The sequence below is a fragment of the Reichenbachiella agarivorans genome (genome assembly GCF_025502585.1).
Taxonomy (GTDB): Bacteria; Bacteroidota; Bacteroidia; order Cytophagales; family Cyclobacteriaceae; genus Reichenbachiella; species Reichenbachiella agarivorans.
Genome location: NZ_CP106679.1, coordinates 1,767,501 through 1,786,285, shown reverse-complemented (window position 1 = coordinate 1,786,285; position 18,785 = coordinate 1,767,501). Strand labels below are relative to the sequence as shown.

15 protein-coding genes and 2 rRNA genes (1 of these 17 only partly in view) are annotated in these 18,785 nt (G+C 42.0%); 9 read left to right on the top strand and 8 right to left on the bottom strand.

What is annotated here, in order from left to right:
* Position 1 precedes the first annotated feature (1 nt).
* On the bottom strand, positions 2-1,393 hold the full coding sequence (locus N6H18_RS07495) for an aldehyde dehydrogenase family protein (protein WP_262311217.1): 1,392 nt from the start codon (positions 1,391-1,393) through the stop codon (positions 2-4).
* 126 nt (positions 1,394-1,519) lie between these two features.
* Between N6H18_RS07495 and N6H18_RS07490 the strand changes: the two genes are divergently transcribed.
* A complete protein-coding gene (locus N6H18_RS07490) occupies positions 1,520-2,368 on the top strand; it encodes a sterol desaturase family protein (protein ID WP_262311216.1) in 849 nt (282 codons plus the stop codon).
* On the opposite strand, the gene N6H18_RS07485 is transcribed toward N6H18_RS07490, so the two are convergent.
* Positions 2,341-3,624 carry a type IX secretion system plug protein gene (locus N6H18_RS07485; protein WP_262311215.1) on the bottom strand — a complete coding sequence of 428 codons (1,284 nt, stop codon included), beginning with the start codon at positions 3,622-3,624 and terminating at the stop codon, positions 2,341-2,343. The two genes, N6H18_RS07490 and N6H18_RS07485, sit on opposite strands and share 28 nt — an antisense overlap.
* A 172-nt stretch (positions 3,625-3,796) precedes the next feature.
* On the opposite strand from N6H18_RS07485, the gene N6H18_RS07480 reads away from it, so the two are divergent.
* The 5 genes from N6H18_RS07480 (at position 3,797) to N6H18_RS07460 (ending at position 8,834) form a co-directional block, all read left to right on the top strand.
* Complete coding sequence (locus N6H18_RS07480; RefSeq protein ID WP_262311214.1) at positions 3,797-4,345, top strand: RNA polymerase sigma factor; 549 nt, start codon at positions 3,797-3,799, stop codon at positions 4,343-4,345.
* Positions 4,332-5,675 carry a hypothetical protein gene (locus tag N6H18_RS07475; RefSeq protein ID WP_262311213.1) on the top strand — a complete coding sequence of 448 codons (1,344 nt, stop codon included), beginning with the start codon at positions 4,332-4,334 and terminating at the stop codon, positions 5,673-5,675. The genes N6H18_RS07480 and N6H18_RS07475 overlap by 14 nt, the downstream gene beginning before the upstream one ends.
* 4 nt (positions 5,676-5,679) lie before the next feature.
* A complete protein-coding gene (locus tag N6H18_RS07470) occupies positions 5,680-6,954 on the top strand; it encodes an LVIVD repeat-containing protein (RefSeq protein ID WP_262311212.1) in 1,275 nt (424 codons plus the stop codon).
* An 89-nt stretch (positions 6,955-7,043) separates the two neighbouring features.
* Positions 7,044-7,661 carry a hypothetical protein gene (locus N6H18_RS07465; protein WP_262311211.1) on the top strand — a complete coding sequence of 206 codons (618 nt, stop codon included), beginning with the start codon at positions 7,044-7,046 and terminating at the stop codon, positions 7,659-7,661.
* Positions 7,662-7,679: 18 nt separating this feature from the next.
* On the top strand, positions 7,680-8,834 hold the full coding sequence (locus N6H18_RS07460) for an aminotransferase class V-fold PLP-dependent enzyme (RefSeq protein ID WP_262311210.1): 1,155 nt from the start codon (positions 7,680-7,682) through the stop codon (positions 8,832-8,834).
* Between the two features lie 4 nt (positions 8,835-8,838).
* Here N6H18_RS07460 and N6H18_RS07455 read toward each other — a convergent pair whose 3' ends face one another.
* Positions 8,839-10,374, bottom strand: coding sequence for an OmpA family protein (locus N6H18_RS07455; protein WP_262311209.1), 1,536 nt, complete (start codon positions 10,372-10,374; stop codon positions 8,839-8,841).
* Positions 10,375-10,582: 208 nt separating this feature from the next.
* Positions 10,583-11,905, bottom strand: a complete 1,323-nt coding sequence (locus N6H18_RS07450) for a serine hydrolase domain-containing protein (RefSeq protein WP_262311208.1) — start codon at positions 11,903-11,905, stop codon at positions 10,583-10,585.
* Positions 11,906-12,069: 164 nt separating this feature from the next.
* On the opposite strand from N6H18_RS07450, the gene rpsT reads away from it, so the two are divergent.
* The 3 genes from rpsT to N6H18_RS07435 all read left to right on the top strand — a co-directional run bounded on the left by rpsT (position 12,070) and on the right by N6H18_RS07435 (position 13,742).
* On the top strand, positions 12,070-12,321 hold the full coding sequence (gene rpsT / locus N6H18_RS18735) for a 30S ribosomal protein S20 (RefSeq protein ID WP_262311207.1): 252 nt from the start codon (positions 12,070-12,072) through the stop codon (positions 12,319-12,321).
* 119 nt (positions 12,322-12,440) lie between these two features.
* Positions 12,441-13,136: a RadC family protein gene (radC, locus tag N6H18_RS07440; protein WP_262311206.1), complete on the top strand. Its 696-nt coding sequence runs from the start codon at positions 12,441-12,443 to the stop codon at positions 13,134-13,136.
* A gap of 3 nt (positions 13,137-13,139) precedes the next feature.
* Positions 13,140-13,742 carry a DUF1684 domain-containing protein gene (locus N6H18_RS07435; RefSeq protein ID WP_262311205.1) on the top strand — a complete coding sequence of 201 codons (603 nt, stop codon included), beginning with the start codon at positions 13,140-13,142 and terminating at the stop codon, positions 13,740-13,742.
* Positions 13,743-13,749: 7 nt separating this feature from the next.
* Here N6H18_RS07435 and N6H18_RS07430 read toward each other — a convergent pair whose 3' ends face one another.
* The 4 genes from N6H18_RS07430 to N6H18_RS07415 form a co-directional block, all read right to left on the bottom strand.
* A complete protein-coding gene (locus N6H18_RS07430) occupies positions 13,750-16,107 on the bottom strand; it encodes a tetratricopeptide repeat protein (RefSeq protein WP_262311204.1) in 2,358 nt (785 codons plus the stop codon).
* Between the two features lie 370 nt (positions 16,108-16,477).
* On the bottom strand, positions 16,478-16,765 hold the full coding sequence (gene gatC / locus N6H18_RS07425) for an Asp-tRNA(Asn)/Glu-tRNA(Gln) amidotransferase subunit GatC (RefSeq protein WP_262311203.1): 288 nt from the start codon (positions 16,763-16,765) through the stop codon (positions 16,478-16,480).
* A gap of 257 nt (positions 16,766-17,022) precedes the next feature.
* A 5S ribosomal RNA gene (gene rrf / locus N6H18_RS07420) occupies positions 17,023-17,134 on the bottom strand.
* A gap of 181 nt (positions 17,135-17,315) precedes the next feature.
* A 23S ribosomal RNA gene (locus N6H18_RS07415) occupies positions 17,316-18,785 on the bottom strand; it runs 1,410 nt beyond the window's last position.

Genomic DNA, 18,785 nt, shown 5'->3' with positions numbered 1-18,785 from the left:
TCTATAAAACAGCACTTTTTATGACCATGAGCTTTTCTCTGGTCATATCTAGCATGGTATGGGGGATACTTCCCAAACCCAAGCCAGACTGATCACGTCCCCCAAACGGCATCCAATCCACTCTGAAAGCCGTATGGTCATTGACCATCACGGTTGTTGCATTCAATTTTTTGACTGTATCTAGTGCGACATTGAGCTCCTTGGTAAACACCGCTGCTTGGAAGGCATACCTCAATCCATTAGCTCTGCTGATGGCTTCATTGCGATCTGTATAGCTGTAGAGACAAATGACAGGCCCGAAAATCTCCTCGGTAGAGACCTTGCTATCTTCACTAGGATTGAGCAATATAGTGGGTGCAAAACAGGTATCTGAAATTCTTTCTCCTCCACATACTACTTTGGCTCCCAACTTCTTTGCTTCCAGAATCCAGGTCTCAATCCTCTCTACCTCTTGAGGCTGAATGAGGGGACCTACTTCGGTTTCTTCCAGCAGAGGATCACCTACAATCAAGCTTCTAGCTGCTCCATCTAGTTCTTCGAGCACTTCCTCCATGATGGACTCATGTACGAAGATTTTCTGAACCGACACACATACCTGACCTGCGTGATAAAACCCTCCTTTGGTCAAAGCTGGAATCATTTCTTTTCTATCTGCATCTGGCTCCACGATCACGGGCGCGGCACCTCCGTGTTCCAAGGCACAGCGTGTCCCTGGAGCCAATTTTGACCGCAGTGACCAACCTACCTGTGCTGACCCAATGAAGGACATAAAGTTTATTTTTTCACTTGACACAAGTTGCTCCGTCACTTCACGCTCACACACTATCGTAGTACACCAGCCCTTGGGCAAACCTGCCGCATCATATATCTCCTGCATCAACAGAGCGGTCAGTGGTGTAACACTGGCAGGTTTGTAAATCACTGGGGCGCCCACTGCAATCGCGGGGATAGTTTGATGAATCATCAGATTGATCGGATGATTGAAGGCACTGATGGATGCCACTACCCCTATGGGTTCACGCATGGTGTATGCCATGCGGTTGACTGAGGAGGCTGTTTGACCCATTGGCACTTCGTACCCTCCTTGCTGCCCGATATATTGAATCGCCAATTTGACCCCATTGATGGCTCGATCCATTTCTACTTTCGTATCAATGAGTGGCTTTCCTCCCTCTTGTGCCGACTGAAAGACCAATTCATCGTAGCGTTCCTCCATTAAGAATATTATATTCTCAAGAATCTTAACTCTCTCGTGTTTGCCCAACCACTGAGATCGATCATGAAACAGTCGATGTGCTCTATCCAATGCTCCTAACACTTCTTCTGCTGTATTGAAAGGAATTTCTTTGATCAAGGATTGATCGAACGGGGAAAATATCTTGAGTGTAGCCATAACAGATTTTAGGTTGATAAAGATAATATAGTCAACCAGTGAATGAATACAAATTGACGGAGATCATTTCAAGTTTTTGCTAATCAAGACAATAATTGCTTAGATTTATACAAACAGCATTGACGAATGGAAGCACTATTGGATTTCTTTGCACAGGTGCCTACCTGGTTTAGAGCCTCGATCTTGGTAGGAGGCTTGATGATCTTTTGGCTATTGGAAGGAGTCATACCTCTCTTTCAATTTGAATACAAAAAATTCAAACATGCTGGACTCAACTTATTTCTTACACTCACTACCATGGTAATCGGTTTTGGTATGGCTGGACTGCTTTTGATGGCCTCAGACTATGTCTCGTCTCACCAAATAGGTCTGCTATACCTTGTCAAAATGCCTCTTTGGCTTCAAGTGTTGTTAGGAATATTGTTGATGGATGCGATAGGAGCATATCTCGTTCACCTCATAGAGCACAAAGTACGATGGATGTGGAAATTTCATCTCGTACATCATACAGACACTCATATTGACGTGACTTCTGGTCTGAGACATCATCCTGGAGAAACGGTATTTCGCATAGGGTTCACGATTTTGGCGGTATTGGTCATCGGTGCACCCATCTCTGTGGTGATGCTTTATCAGAGTTTGTCCGTGTTATTTGCACATCTCACTCATGCCAATGTATCGCTATTTGGCAAGTATGATCGACTGATGAGTTACATCCTTGTCACACCTGACATGCACAAAGTACACCATCACTACCGCCAACCATGGACAGATAGCAACTATGGCAACATCTTTTCAATCTGGGATCGGCTATTTGGGACTTTCGCTTATGTACCAGATATGAGTCAATTGAAATATGGTATCGACACGCATATGGCACCCGAAGAAAACGAAAGTCTCAGCAATATTTTGGTCATCCCCTTCCAAAAATACCGTCAACCTCTGAATCAGAATTCTGAAGTAAAGGAAGTGTAGCCCACCACTTTATCTGCCAAATCGGTAAACCCTCTATAATAGACAATGATCTCATATTTGTTTTCCGTCTGGTAGTAGGAGTTCTCAAACCAATAAGGATTGTCACTATCCACCCAATACATATAGTCATAAAAACCCTGTTTTAACAAAGCAGATGCTTGATATGACAGAGTTTGTCGGTTGTAAATCATTCGACTTTTGTCATCCTTTCGCCAGTCATTGAACGCACCGATGACATAGACTTCATCGTTGGTTTCTGGGGAAATCAGATCAAAATGAACGTGAATGTAGTCGGCTTCCAAGTATCTCGCACCTGACTCATTGGTGGCAATGAAGAAGGCTCCATTCATGTCTCGTACCTGCGAATAGACCGCTTGGCTTCTGATTTTGTCTCTCACCAAAAAAGCATCAAGGCGCTTTTCTTCATTCTTGACAGCTGCTACATTCATCCCTCTGAAGGTATGGACTCGAATATCAAAAAACCTGAATTCATTTCCTCCTTTGAAATTATTCTCAGAGTTGAAATGTCTGTATTCCAGTTTTGATGCTGCACGATTGACATTGGTAGGCCGAAGATTGACAATGGCGTTGTCCCAGCGATTGTTTTGCCTCAATACTACTTTGAACTCCGCCATCGGATTGTTGACCTGTAGGCCTGAGTATGCTATTTCAAAATCTATCTGCTGGTTGTTGACTCTGTATTGGACGCTAGTAGAAGACCGCATCTTAGGTTGGATATTGACACCTTGCTCGAATACTACAAAACGACGATTAAACAACACCTTGTCTGGTCTGCTGTCCCGATATACTTGGATGATGTAATTACCAGATCGCTTAACTTTGGGAAGTGTCATCCAATAGTTGACATAAAGTTCCACAGTGTTGATCGAATATTCATAATCCCGGATATCGAAAACATTGTAATCATACATAAACTCCATGTCGTTGAGTACTGATTGTGTCCAATCTGCATTGCAATGAATGATTTTGGCCTGCAAGTTTTCGTATTCTACAGTCAGCATATCAAAACGAAGCATCAAGTCTGTCGTTTGTCCGATCGGAATGATTGGAGTCTCCATTTCCTCATTACCTACATTGAGTACAGGATAGAGCTGTACCACTCCGACTTGATCATGAAACTTTTGATTCTCATATACTTTGCCGCTCTGAGCACGGACATGCTGGCAGCACATAACAAAGCACAGCATGATCAACCCACACATTTTCAACCTATTACCTATGTAGTCTATTTTCATCTTTCAATAATAATCAGCCTTAAGGATGGCACAGTGATTATTCACAAATAATTTAAGTTGAAATTTACATTTCATGAGTAATCTGTATAACAGATAAAAATTCTAGTGCGTTCCAACCAAAGCGAACGACACTGTGTCTAAGGAGAGAACAAAAAGAAAACTACACATCTGCATGCAGCAAGATGAAAGCAAACTAATCAAAGGTTGTCTAAAGGGAGACCGACATGCACAAGAGGAGCTGTATCATCAGTATGCCTCCAAGATGTATGCGATCTGTCTGCGCTATTCCAAAGCGCAGCAAGAAGCCGAAGACATCCTACAAGATGCGTTTGTCAAGGTGTTCAAGGAATTGAAAGGATTTCAAGGGAATTCTTCTTTGTTCTATTGGATCAAAAGGATAGTAATCAATACCGCGCTCAACTATCAGCGCAGCAAACTGTATCTCTATCCCATGGTAGATATCGAGGATATGAAAAACACCCCGAGTCAAAGCTTCAAAATCTCAGAGTACAGCATGGATGAGCTGCTCAACATGATCAGAGAACTACCACAAAGCAGCCAGGTGATTTTTAACCTGTATGCGATAGAGGGATACAAACACAAGGAAATAGCAGAGATGCTGGAAATCAGCGAAGGAACATCAAAATCCCAGTTCGCGAGAGCCAAACAACTGCTTCAAAACAGAATGCAAGAAACGAAGAAAAACTATGGAAGAGGCTGATTTTTCATTCGAGCAACAATGGGCGGATGCCTTTGATCAAGCGGAGCAAACTCCCCCTGCACACGTATGGGTCGCTATTGACGGACAACTGGCCAACGCGACGGCCAAGGAGTATAAAAAACGACTCGTGATCTACCAATGGGTGGCTGCCGCGTGCGTCTTCCTACTGATGGTTTTTGGGCTTGGATATTGGTCTCACGACTATAGAAACACTACACAACCAACTCAAAATGCACATCAAGTGACGACACCTGCTGAGTACAACCGTGTCCGCTCTTCGACCAATTCTCTCGCGGAGACAAAAGAAGAATCTCCACAACCTCTAGAAAATGTGACTACAAAGAAGGGTAACAAATCCTCCTTGACTCCCTTGGATCAACCAGCATTGACACTCCCTGCAACAAACGACCCCAACTATGAGGTCAAAGCAGGTCTTAGATCTAGAAAACAAACCTATGAGTTGTTTTTAGCTGAAATTTCCATTGAGCACTTGAGTCCTGATGACTTTCGACTCACGGCCAGTGCGATACCAGACTTCCTATATGGTGTGCCCAATACCGCCTACATCATCGACCAAAAGCATGCAGAGCTATGGGCTGGGGTCAGTATGTCTTCAGGTAGTTTTGATCCTTCTTTCCATTCGGGAAGTTCATCATCTGCCTCATTGATGAGTGATCAAAGCATGGAATTTGTCTCACAATCCTCAGCCAAATCTCTCAACAACTCACAGCTCCAATACGATCCTGGTTATGCCATCTCTGGTGGTATCAATGTAGGCACGAAATTGAAAAACAGGCTGATCTTCAGTACAGGTCTGCACTATCAAGCGTTCAACACGGCAGATGCACAGACCTCTGTCGTATCGGATGGCCATGAATTCTATGCGCTCACGAGAAACTCAAACGATCAAGCATTGAATGAAGCCACCGAAAACAGTGTGTTGAATTTTGAATCCACAGAAGCCAGCCTGAGCAATGAGTACCGATACATGAGCGTCCCTATCAAAGCAGGGTATGTCATTTTGGACAGACGGTTCAACATCGTGCTCAATACTGGCCTCTCATCCAACTTCTTACTGGATGCACAGCTCGTCAACAAGGATTCGGATCAAAAACTAAGCAACGATCTCAATACACGTGCAGAATACGAAAGCATTTATTTCAATTTTCTCACCAGTGTAGAGTTTGGCTATGTGGTATGGCACAAGTACCAAATCACATTGGAACCAAATTACAACCAAGCATTGACCAATTTCACTAACTCCAACAATGAGAGCCAAGGCAAACCACAGAACATCGGGGTAGCCTTTGGACTCAAATACAACTTCTAACACTATGAAAACCCTAGCACAAATTCGACAGGAACAAAAAGCCGTAAAGAAGATCATTTTCTTCACTACGTTGATCGTCATCCTTTTGTCCATCATGGCACAGGGCTGTCAAGAAACTTGTGACATACCTACTTACATCTCTTATGAACCTGTCTATGCCCCGATCAACGAAGTAAGGGTCACCGCAGACTATATCAGCCCTCAAGAACTAGATGCACCTGGCAAAATTTACTTCAAAGACAACCATATTTTTATCAGCGAAATCAACAAAGGCATCCATGTCATCAACAACACCAACCCTAGCAATCCTATCAAAATCGGTTTTATCAATCTGCCAGGCAACAAGGACTTGGCTGCCAAAGGTGACTTCCTCTACGCCGACAACTACATGGATTTGGTCATCTTAGATATCAGTGACAAGAGCAACATCATGGAAGTAAACCGGCTCGAAAATGTGTTTGATCAGTACTACTACATCGACTCAGAGATGGGCGTCATGATCGATTACAATGTTGTCGAGCGAGAATATGATGTAGCCTGTGGAGAAGATATGAGATTTACGGATAGTTGGGGTAGAGAGTTTGACGTTTCACTGTCCTCAACCCAAGCCAGTAGCGCAGGAGCAGGCATCGGAGGTTCGATGGCACGATTCACCATAGCCAGCGATTATCTCTACACGATCAACGAGTATCAAATGAAACTCTTTGACATCAAGACATTGGACAGTCCCATTCAGGGAAACACGATTGATCTAGGATGGGGAATTGAAACCATTTTTCCTTATCAGGGAAATCTATTTCTAGGTGCACAAAGCGGCATGCACATCTATGACAATTCCAACCCAGCACTCCCAACCCACCTCTCAACCTACGAACACATCAATGCTTGTGACCCAGTGGCAGTACAAGGCCAATACGCCTATGTCACTTTGCGATCTGGTACCGAATGCCAAAACTTCACCAATCAACTGGATGTGATAGACATCTCTGATCTCAGCAATCCTTCGCTGGTGATTTCTCACCAGATGCTCAACCCACATGGATTAGGACTCAACGGAGATTGCTTGTTCATCGCAGAGGGTGATCAAGGATTGAAACTATACAATGCCAATGACCCACTCAAAATTCACGAAAACCTGATCAAACACCACAAAAATGTCAACGCCTTTGATGTCATTCCATTAGACGGTACCTTATTGATGGTCGGAGAAGATGGCTTTTACCAATACGCCTACGATTGTCAGGACAAATTGCAATTGTTGAGCAACATCAAGTTTTAAAGCACAAACGGAAACAATACAGTCCAAAATGCTGTTTCACGCCAGGTAGATTTTATATCTTTCATCCTCAAACACAAATGAATCTATTGATGAAAAATATACTCGTAGTAGCTACACTGATTTTTACTTGCATGTCATGTGCTCCCAAATTATCCTTCACTTGGACCAAAGCGGATTACCAAGGAGCCAAATACAAGAAGATCGCTGTCTTTTCAGCAGGTAAAAACCTAGAAATATCCAGTACATTTCAAGACTATATGGTTCAGTTTCTGGCCGCCGAAGGATTCACTGCTGTATCAGGGATGTCAATTATCAACCCGATTCAAATGAAAGACCTCAATGCTGATGATGTCAAGCGAATCCTACTCAAAGAAGGTGTAGATGCTGTCATCTCCACAGTAGTCATTGACAGTCAAAAATCGACCAACTATGTTCAAGGTTCTGCATCTTATGGTTATTACGGTGGATTCGGTGGATACTATGGCTACAGGTATGGCCCAGCCTATTATCAGCCAGGTTATTACCAAGAGTCAACTTCCTTCCTACTAGAAAATCACTTCTATGAACTAAGTGCTGACAATTCATCCAAAGAGGATGCATTGCTATGGGCGTCACAGAGTCAAATCACAGACCCATCCAATGCCACTACCAAAGCCTATGCACGAGTCCTCATCAAAGGACTAATCGATGACAACATCATCAAGTAACATTTGACAGGGCAAAAAATGAATCTAAAACATCTGTACAGTCACAGCCTGAAAGGCATGGGGGACAAGTTGCATTTTGCGGCTCACAGTCATCACCTTTGGCCTGACTGTGTAGCAGATGGTCAAAATCAATATGTGCAAGATGCCTATCGACTCGCGGATCAAAAATGGGAAGCAGCCATCAAGCCTGTAGAAAACAGTGTCAAAGCCAGCTTGGCAGACTTCCTGTGCATTCCCAATCCCAATCAGATTTGTTTTGCCTCCAATGTTCATACCCTGTTCTTTAGATTGGTCAGCTGCTTTGACCTGAGAAAGCCCTTAAAAATCCTGTCAACTGATTCGGAGTTCTACAGTTTTTCGAGGCAAGCCTTGAGACTCAGTGAGTATGACAATATCTCGATTAAAGAACTAAACACGATACCATTTGTAGATTTCAAAGATAGATTCATTGTGGAGATCAAAGAAAACACCTACGACATGATCTACATCAGTCAAGTGTTCTTCAACTCTGGTTTGGTTATGGATTTCATAGACGAGATCATACTGCACGCTTCTCCTGACACAATGATCATAATAGATGGCTACCATGCTTTTGGAGCCATTCCTACCGACCTATCCAAGGTACACGATAGACTTTTTTATTTGGCAGGAGGATACAAATATCTCCAGTCAGGCGAAGGTGTCTGCTTCATGAGTGTACCTACCGACTCAGACAAATATCGACCATTGTACACAGGTTGGTTTGCGGAATTCAACGAATTAGACGATCATAAAAGAATTGTAAATTATGCACCAGATGCCAGTCGTTTCTTGGGAGCGACAACTGATCCTTCGGGTCTCTACAGAATGAAAAGTGTCTTTGATGTATGGGAAAAAAACAACATTAATATTAGACAGATTCACAGCCATGTAGTCGCATTGCAAAACCACTTTCTTTCCAAGCTAGAATCTCAATCCATCTTTGGATTGACAACATCAGATTTGATCCATGAACAAGAAGGCGTGAAATCCTTCGGTCATTTCTTAACTTTCCGCACAGCCATAGCCCAGCAAATTCAACAGAAATTAAGTCTATTAGGAATCCTCACCGACAGCCGAGAGGATCGACTCAGATTTGGTTTTGGTATGTACCACACGATCGAAGATGTAGACCAACTCTTCGACAGGCTATAAATATTTACTTTTTGTGAATGGTAAACTCAACTCTTCGGTTGAGTTTCCTTGATTCTTCGTTGGCATTGCTTGCTCTAGGCTTGGTACCACCGAATCCCTGACCTGCGATTCGATCAGCTGCAACCCCACTTTTCAAGAGGTACTTTTTCACAGTCTCAACTCTGTCCTCACTCAATTTTAGATTCAGATCAGAGTTGCCTTGGTTATCAGTATGTCCAGACAAAAAGATATTGATGTCAGGATTGTACTTCATCATCTCTACCACTAGATCCAGCTCCTTTTCTGACCCAGCTACCAACTCACTTTTACCCTGGATGAATAAAACATGATCCAACGAAATTGTATTCCCCTCGATGATCGGATTCAAGGCAAAAGCATGCAATTGATTTTGGGCGGCTTGCGTTTTATTCAGATCCAGCTCTGCAGTCATATACAAATATGCTCTGACTTTGATCTCATAGGATTCCCCTTCTGGTATGTGCAGCGTAAACTGCCCCATACGATTGGTACGGCCCTTTTTTACTATCCCACTTGGCAATACTTTCGCCTCGACTTCTGCTCCTACGATTACTTTCTTCGTTACGATATCTCTCGCCTCTCCAGTCAGTATAGCCAGCTTATCTTCGGTCTTCTGCACCTTTACTACTTCTTCGACCACCTCAGCCTTTTCTATCTCTTGGGCTACACGCACCATTTTTATATCTCCATATCCATCACTGTTTTGGGTACTGATGAGAAAAGCAAATTCCTTCTCTATAGGTAGGACAAAAGAACTTTCCCTTCCTACAGTATTTACCTTGGGACCCAAGTTGACTGGCGTAGACCAGTTCTGCCATGTGTCATCCAGTCTGGTGCTCATAAATACATCAAAGCTACCCTCACCCCCCAGTCCATTGGAAGAAAAAAACAAAGTCTTATTATCAGAAGCTAGAAACGGGGTGATTTCTTGATTGGCGGTATTAATTTTCGAACCGAGATTCTTAGGAGAGCTCCATTTTCCATCACTTTGCAACTTGCTGACATAGATGTCCTCTACACCATAGGTCCCAAATGACTCCATCCCAAACAGCATGATTTTAGCATCATTGGACAAACTAGCCGTGAACATTTCACCTTGATTCTTAAAATATGCTACCTCTATTGGGTCAGACTCAAACCACTTGCCACTCACTCTAAAATAAGAAATCAATCCATTGTCTGTATTGATCAAAATTCTTCTTTCGATATCCAAAAAACCAATGAATTGATTCAATCCAGCAGTATTGATCTCCTTGAGATTGATTGGCGCAGACCAAGACCCATCTACCTGGTGCTCACTCATCCATACATCACCTGGATCCTGCACTCCACCTACATTGTCAGGATGATTTTTTCGTGTAAAATACAATTGGCTCTCGTCAGGACTGATCACCACATCACTCTCGTCTGAGGTAGTATTCAACCCATAGCCGATCGATTCTTGCTCGCTGAATACCTGTATTTGAGCCCTACTGTTCAGTGCACATATCAAACCAATCACTACCAAAAATCTTTTACTCATAGTCATGTAAGTGTTACATCGTAAAAATGCCATTCTCTCAAGTCAATTCCAATTCTATCTTATAGCCGTTGATTGTATTTTGTGATTATTTTTAGAAATAATTGCATTTTACCTTTTAGTAAACTTAATATTTCTATATTTTTATCCCGAACATAGCAATCATCTAATATAAACTTAGGTGTATGAATACTTAAATCCTGAAGCCCATTCAGGATTTTTGCTTTTTCAGCAATTCATATACCAAATTGTGAATATCAGGCCTTACGTTCAGTTCATATATTTTCTTATTATCTCTGGTGGGATACACACGATTGGATAAAAATACAAAAAGCAATCCATTGTCAGGATCCATCCAGACCAAAGTCCCTGTAAATCCCGAATGTCCATAGCTATTTGGGCTGGCATCTTTGGCCACACTACTCTTGATTTGATCATATTCAATGAGTGGCTTATCAAAACCCAAACCTCGTCTGTTGCCCTGCTCACAATACTGACATCTGGTAAACTCATGAATCACACTGTCAGACAAATATCGTTGTCCGGCATAGACCCCATCATTCAACCACATTTGCATCACCTTGGCCAAATCCCATGAGTTGCTAAACAAACCTGCATTGCCAGATACGCCCTGCATCACCGCAGCTCCTTCGTCATGCACCACACCATGTAGAGGAGCCATTCTGAAAAAAGAATCAATTTCAGTAGGTACGATTTGATCCAAAGCATATTTATGGAGTGGCGTAAAACCCAATGAAGTCGATCCGATTGGTAGATAAAAATTGGCAGTCAAATATTCCTCAAAACCCTGTCCCGACAACCGCTCTATCAATTCAGGAAATAAATAAAATGCCAAGCCAGAATATACATAGCCTTCTTCCTTGTACAGTTTAGACCTCTTGATCATCCGTTTAAGCTTCCTTTCATAATAATCCTTATGTAGAAACAAATCAGAACCAGGAATCCGATAGGGATAGTTAACAGATGAATCCTGACTGATGGTCTTTCGTCGGTAATGTCCATTGCGACGTTGTGACTCTTCATAATACGGTATCCAACTTCTAATGCGCGACTGGTGAGCCAATACCTTACGCAAGGTGATGTCACCTTTGTTGGATCGTTTGAGATAGGGAAAATAGTATGCTAAAGTTTGATCCAAATCCAATTGACCTTCATCATGAAGTTTCATCAGTGCCAAAGTGGTCGCAGCTATTTTAGTGACTGATGCCAAATCGTACAAGTGCGCATTATCAACCGCAATCATACTGTCATAAGTATGGTACCCAAAAGACTGATGATAAAAAACCTGGCCATGCTGAGCCAACAATATTTGACACCCTGGAAATGCTCCTTCGGATATAGCTCGATGAACTATCGAATCTATCCCAGTATGCAATGCAATCGAATCTACAAATAAGTAATTGGGAGAAACATAGATCAACGAATCCACAGATCGATGGGTATCGAATATCGGCTGGGCATATGACACTGCCGACAGCAGTGAGAGCAATAAGCAAAACGTAATCCTTCGCATGTACAAACACCTTGATTTATTAACTCAAAGATGTACTTTATGTCTATCAAATGCCTCTATATCAACAGATAAAATTCTACAATAATTTATGAGCAAAGGGTTTTTATTTCTACATATAAAACCTAAATTTGCAGTCCAAAATTAGAAAATAACAATTTTATATAATGGCGAATCATAAATCGGCTTTAAAGAGAATCAGGTCTAACGAGGCTAAAAGATTGAGAAACAGATATCAGCACAAGACAACTCGTACTTTTGTTAAAAGGTTGAAAAACACTGCTGACAAAGCTGAAGCGCAAGAATTATTGAAGACAGTAGTTGGCATGATTGACAAATTGGCTAAGAACAACATTATTCACAAGAATAATGCTTCTAACCAAAAGTCAAAATTGACCAAGCTAGTAGCTTCTCTATAAGCATTAGCAAGTTCTGAAAGACTTTGTAAGTCCTGACTTAGTTGTTTGGACTTTTTTTTGTGTCTTGCTAGTTCTTATCTGGAAATGAGATAAATTTAAGAACAGCAAAACATAACTCTATGCAATATTCAAGCAATCTGACCATCAAGAAATGGGCAGAAGAAGATCGGCCTAGAGAAAAATTAATTTTAAAAGGGAAAGCCTCACTATCAGAGGCAGAATTGATCGCTATATTAATAGGCAGTGGTACCAAGAGTCTGACAGCAGTACAGGTGGCACAAAATATACTATCTAGCACTCACAACAATCTCAACGAACTGGCGAAGCTTTCACTGAATGATCTCAAAAAATTCAGCGGCATAGGAGAGGCCAAAGCTATCTCCATCATCAGCGCACTTGAGTTAGGAAGACGAAGAAAGGAATCCGAACCAGAAAGAAAACCTAAAATCACTGGATCCGATGACGTTTTTGCGCTCATGAAGGCTCACCTTTTGGATCTAAACCACGAAGAGTTTTGGGCAGTTTATCTCAACAGAGGCAATTTCGTCATTCACAAGGAGCAAATAAGCTCTGGCGGTGTGAGTGGAACAGTGGTAGATAGCAAACTCCTGTTCAAAAAAGCTTTGGAAGTGTTAGCTTCATCAGTCATTTTGGTACACAACCACCCTTCGGGCAACCTCAACCCTAGCCAAGAGGACATCACCCTCACCAAAAAACTACAAGAAGCTGGAAGAGTCCTAGAGATACCTGTATTAGATCATGTAATATTTACGGATCATGCTTACTTTAGCTTCGCAGACGAATCCATGATGTAAACAATGAAACGAATCTTACTTGCCCTCCTTCTCTCTGTATTGATTTTTTATATTTTCACCCAAGTCAACAGCGACGAATCCTCTACTTCGTCTTACATAGAATCTATCACCAAGGAGCGAATAGAAAAAGACCAATTCATGAATACTTCTTCCAATTCCCCCTTTTATAACCATAGAGATAGTACCATAGCTTTGAAGTATTACCCCATAGATGAGACTTACAAGGTCATTGCTAGAGTAGAATTGATAGAAGAAAATAGATTACTTACATTGGGGAGTTCTGATGGCAATCAAGTCACCTATCGCCAATATGCCTATGTATATTTCAATCTTCAAGATCAAGAATGTACGCTGCTGATCTTGAAAAATGTAAGTGAAGGAACCCTGTTTACAGCATTTGCGGATCTGACCAGTGCATCCGAAACCTATGGAGCAGGTAGATACCTCGACTTGGATTTTAACAGAGCAAAAAGGATTACCCTTGACTTCAATAGAGCCTACAATCCTTATTGCAATTATAACCACGATTACTCCTGCCCACTACCTCCGAAAGAAAACATGCTAAATGTGGCCGTAAGAGCTGGAGAGAAGGATTTCTCCAAGTAATTCACTCTTACCAGGACTGAAATGATTCTTCCGCCCTTTTTCTTTTTTGCTCAAACAAGACCTCATACGCCTGATAGGACGACTCATCTAGTATATCTATCAACCTAATCACAGAAGATTCAGCATAGCTCGTCAAACCCATCTTCAAGCACTGATCGATGTAGGCCATAATCAAAGGTGCTGAATATTCGTTGACCTCAATGGCATCTACCAATATCCCATATGCCTGATCAGGATTATCGACTTCCTGATCAAAATAGGTTGCAGCAGCTATCACACCCTGCTCATAAAACGGATTCATCTCTCCTAATCTCAAATACAATGGAGACAGCTGACTAGTATCAGATTGGAGTTCTTGTGCCTGACGCAACAACTTATTTTCATGATCAAAAGAGTATTGATTTTTTGACCAAGGATTTTCATTTTGAGCAATTGATTGCTCTAATTGCGACATTTGTTTCAGGACTGTAGATTTTGTTATATCCAATTTTTCGATCTCTTGAGACAACAAATATTGGGCAGTCTCGCCCTTCCCAATTTGGGCATAAGCCTGCACCAAATCAATCATGGATAGAGGATAACCATACTCATGAGCTATTTCAAAATACTGGGCAGCCAACAATGGAGATTCAAGTTCCATACTCCACTTGCCAAGAATCATTTTCAAAAAAGAAGCTTGGTCAGAATTACTTTCAGCCAAGTGGTTCATCACAACAAATGCATCTGCTACCATACCTTGTGTATACAGATTCATTGCCTTGATCAAAGACAGTTCGTAGCTATAAGCATCATTGTCAGGATGCTGCAAAAACAAATCGATGTTATCCAAATATTGACGCTCACCAGTTTGAATATTGGACAATCCTAGGTTTCTCAAATAACTGTAAGAAAACAAGTTGAGTCGAATTTCTATCTTATCGAGTGGCTCATGCTCTACATTTGCTTTCCCATACAACACCCGTCTAGCAAGCAGGTTGGTTTGCACATCGATTCGATCCATATTTAGCCCCGTTTCGTCTACCTCCTTACCATTAGCAACCGCCAAAGCCAATGCATTCGACTGCATGACTGAAGATTGCCAACTATTCGCATTGCCATGGTTTTGGAGATAATATACTGCTGAATCAGATTCATTGATCTGCTGGTAGAGCAACGCCAGGTTATTTTTCAATGCCCAACTTTCAGGAAAAGTTCTGATCCCGTCTTGGTATGCAAAGACTGCTTCAAAGAATCTATTTGCACGCTCATAAGCCATACCCAAACCTACAAAAGCTTGCTCACTAGGATGACGTTGCGTAGCATGATGCAACCAGATGGCCTGTTGATTATAGTCCTCCAATAGGAGAGCATACATATAGTTGGACTTATGATTGTGGTTGGATTGCGCCAAAACATTCCCTGATATAGCACCTCTACGGTAATTCTCTTTGGCAACTGATTCCTTGCCCAAGGACAAATTCATGTCCCCCAACTGATTGTAATAACCCGATATAGCTTGGTTTAAGGGTACATAGTCTGCAGCAAAGAAAAAGGCAGCAACTACAATCATTCCAGCCAATTTAGAAGTGGCATAAGGAAAGTTATCTTCCTTGAAAGCAATCTTGTATATAGGCAATCCTTTAAGCAACAAAGTAACGAAGTTGATCATTACATAGATGAAAAACATCGCTCCGAAACCTATATGGCCGAAAATAATAGCATCCTCCATCACTTCCATTGCAGAGTCATTCCCTGAAATAGAAAAGTGCAAAATTGATGAAAAACAAATAAAGCCTAGAGCCATGTAGATCACCAATGTATTCTTAAAAGAAAGTGTGTTTCTATACAAATCCTCTCTTCCTTTCAGTCCCCGAATACCGAGAATCGCTGATGCTGAGAGCAATAAATAAGGGTTGATGTAGTAAATATCCCAATCCACATATTTAGCACTCCGCATGTAGACAAGCGCAACATTTAGTAGATAAATCAAAGAAAAAATCAAAAAGTGAAGGCCATTTCCATTAGAGTTATTGCTTTTATTCCCTTGTGTAGTAAGAACCAAAATACCATAAACCACTTCATGCCCAACCAAAAATGTAAATATGATGCCCAAAATCATTCCTATCCAATAGACGTTCTGAGCCATTGCGAGGAGAGGTATATCAGCAGTTGAGAAGTAAGTGATAAGAAAGGAAAGAACACAAAATAACAACACAAAACATCCCAACCTGACAATATAGCTTCTGTTAATATTAATGTCATGAAAATAATAAGCCAATGCAATAATTAAAACACTGACCCCACCTACAATAAACTCACTATCCAACCCAAACAAACCAGTTGAACCTATGCCACTCAAGGCCAGCAATACAACAATAACGCCCATGGAAACAATAAACCAAAAGCGCTTTAGGAAAGTAACAGTGGCAAAACAAACCGCAAGACATGCATATACAGAAACTGGCAGTATTACATTCGAAGAAAAATTCTGTAAAGAATAGGTAGCGTTTGCCTTCTGAACAATAAGGGGAACATCTACAGATAAGGCAGACTCAATAAATTGCGAATGATTGGAATATACTGGTAAACTCTGGTACGTCAAAAAACCAGTGACATTCCACGAATAAAAGAAAGAAACATCAGCTAGTACAACCACCAACAAAGTGATAATTAGACAAGAGAATAACGAAAGAAAAGAATAAAATACAACTCGATTAACGATTTGCCACTCTTTCCAAAACCAAGGATCTTGCATATTAGCTTAGAACTTTTGGCACTATGAAATAAGCATCGTCCGACTTAGGCGCATTAAGAAGAGCTTCCTTTTCAGAGAAATAATTAGAGGCAACATCTCGACGCAGTGGAACAGAATCCTCATTGACATTACCCAAGGGTAAAACATCGCTAGTTTCAACCTCAGACAATTGTTCTACCCAATCTAAAATATCACCTAAATCCTTACTCATTTTGAGCTCTTGATCATGAGTCAAATCAAGCTTAGCCAAATTGGCCAACTTTTTTACTGTGTTAATTTCTACCGCCATAATATCAATTCAGAACACAAATATACTGTCTATGACTGACAGTTGACAATCCACAAAATTAAAAGAAAATGCATCCTTTGGTTAAAAGGAGTAAGGAATAAAAAAATAGTAGACCATTTTTTTTCCAGACTACGAGCGATAGAGGTCTATAAAGCAGCCCTTCAATAAAGATTTCTTAAGACAGTGGACAATTGACTTCTACTGAGGTATAGACATAAAAAAACCTTGCAGAACTCAATCTACAAGGCTTTGATAAAAGCTGGCAACGACCTACTCTCCCACGTATTACCGGAGTACCATCGGCGCTGAGGGGCTTAACTTCTCTGTTCGGAATGGGAAGAGGTGGACACCCTCGCAATAGTCACCATAATGTCTTTGTAAGATGCTAGATGATTAGATTCTAGATCTTAGACTAATGTCTTATTGCAACATGCAATCTGCTTCGGCCTACTGCCTTAGCTATTAATATCCTAAAAGTCCAAATACTCAGTACTAGGTACTAAATACTAGATTTGACATTGTGTCATGAAAGAAAGAAAACGCGCACCGTTATAAAAAGCTTACAGGTAATTAGTACTACTCAGCTTTGACATTACTGCCTTTACACCTGTAGCCTATCAACGTCATCGTCTATGACGACCTTTAAAAGAAATCTCATCTTGAGGAGGGTTTCGCACTTAGATGCTTTCAGCGCTTATCCTCACCGAACGTAGCTACCCGGCGGTGCAGTTGGCACCACAACCGGTACACCAGAGGTTCGTCCAACTCGGTCCTCTCGTACTAAAGTCAGAGCCTCTCAAATTTCTTACGCCCACAACAGATAGGGACCGAACTGTCTCACGACGTTCTGAACCCAGCTCGCGTGCCACTTTAATGGGCGAACAGCCCAACCCTTGGGACCTTCTCCAGCCCCAGGATGTGACGAGCCGACATCGAGGTGCCAAACCTCCCCGTCGATATGAGCTCTTGGGGGAGATCAGCCTGTTATCCCCAGAGTACCTTTTATCCTTTGAGCGATAGCCCTTCCATGCGGAACTACCGGATCACTATATCCTACTTTCGTACCTGCTCGGCTTGTAGGCCTCACAGTCAAGCACCCTTATGCTATTGCACTCTACGCACGGTTACCAAGCGTGCTGAGGGTACCTTTGAAAGCCTCCGTTACTCTTTTGGAGGCGACCACCCCAGTCAAACTACCCACCACACAATGTCCCCATATAGGGTTAGGCATCAGATAAATAAAGGCTGGTATTTCACCAATGGCTCCACCATGCCTGGCGACACAGCTTCAAAGCCTCCCAGCTATCCTACACATCATTTACCCAATACCAATGTGAAGCTATAGTAAAGGTTCATGGGGTCTTTCCGTCCCGTTGCGGGTACGCGGCATCTTCACCGCGACTACAATTTCACCGAGCTCATGGCTGAGACAGTGCCCAGATCGTTGCACCATTCGTGCAGGTCGGAACTTACCCGACAAGGAATTTCGCTACCTTAGGACCGTTATAGTTACGGCCGCCGTTTACTGGGGCTTCAGTTCAATGCTTCTCTCCGAAGAAATAACATCCCCCCTTAACCTTCCAGCACCGGGCAGGTGTCAGGCCTTATACATCATCTTTCGATTTCGCAAAGCCATGTGTTTTTGTTAAACAGTCGCCTGGGCCTTTTAACTGCGGCCCGCATTGCTGCGGGCGCCCCTTCTCCCGAAGTTACAGGGCGATTTTGCCTAGTTCCTTAGCCATGAATCACTCGAGCACCTCAGGATTCTCTCCTTGACTACCTGTGTCGGTTTGCGGTACGGGTACCATATTCATAAGTTTAGAGGTTTTTCTTGGAAGTCTGATTAGGCGCATTATCCACGCTCCCGAAGGATTGTGGTACTATCAGGTTCATCATAGTCAGCGGATTTTCCTACTGTCTATATAACTACACCCTTCAACGAACTATTCCGTCAGTTCGCAGCGCTTTCACTACTCCGTCACCCCATCACTGAGTATGGTAGTATGGTAATATTAAACCA

Excerpts from the sequence above, each read along its gene's own strand:
- N6H18_RS07460 (WP_262311210.1), top strand. The coding sequence starts at position 7,680 with ATGAATCTAAAACATCTGTACAGTCACAGCCTGAAAGGCATGGGGGAC.
- N6H18_RS07435 (WP_262311205.1), top strand. The coding sequence starts at position 13,140 with ATGAAACGAATCTTACTTGCCCTCCTTCTCTCTGTATTGATTTTTTAT.
- N6H18_RS07485 (WP_262311215.1), bottom strand. The coding sequence starts at position 3,624 with ATGAAAATAGACTACATAGGTAATAGGTTGAAAATGTGTGGGTTGATC.
- N6H18_RS07455 (WP_262311209.1), bottom strand. The coding sequence starts at position 10,374 with ATGAGTAAAAGATTTTTGGTAGTGATTGGTTTGATATGTGCACTGAAC.
- gatC (WP_262311203.1), bottom strand. The coding sequence starts at position 16,765 with ATGGCGGTAGAAATTAACACAGTAAAAAAGTTGGCCAATTTGGCTAAG.
- N6H18_RS07490 (WP_262311216.1), top strand. The coding sequence starts at position 1,520 with ATGGAAGCACTATTGGATTTCTTTGCACAGGTGCCTACCTGGTTTAGA.
- N6H18_RS07465 (WP_262311211.1), top strand. The coding sequence starts at position 7,044 with ATGAAAAATATACTCGTAGTAGCTACACTGATTTTTACTTGCATGTCA.
- N6H18_RS07495 (WP_262311217.1), bottom strand. The coding sequence starts at position 1,393 with ATGGCTACACTCAAGATATTTTCCCCGTTCGATCAATCCTTGATCAAA.
- N6H18_RS07480 (WP_262311214.1), top strand. The coding sequence starts at position 3,797 with ATGCAGCAAGATGAAAGCAAACTAATCAAAGGTTGTCTAAAGGGAGAC.
- rpsT (WP_262311207.1), top strand. The coding sequence starts at position 12,070 with ATGGCGAATCATAAATCGGCTTTAAAGAGAATCAGGTCTAACGAGGCT.
- N6H18_RS07470 (WP_262311212.1), top strand. The coding sequence starts at position 5,680 with ATGAAAACCCTAGCACAAATTCGACAGGAACAAAAAGCCGTAAAGAAG.
- radC (WP_262311206.1), top strand. The coding sequence starts at position 12,441 with ATGCAATATTCAAGCAATCTGACCATCAAGAAATGGGCAGAAGAAGAT.
- N6H18_RS07450 (WP_262311208.1), bottom strand. The coding sequence starts at position 11,905 with ATGCGAAGGATTACGTTTTGCTTATTGCTCTCACTGCTGTCGGCAGTG.
- N6H18_RS07475 (WP_262311213.1), top strand. The coding sequence starts at position 4,332 with ATGGAAGAGGCTGATTTTTCATTCGAGCAACAATGGGCGGATGCCTTT.
- N6H18_RS07430 (WP_262311204.1), bottom strand. The coding sequence starts at position 16,107 with ATGGGCGTTATTGTTGTATTGCTGGCCTTGAGTGGCATAGGTTCAACT.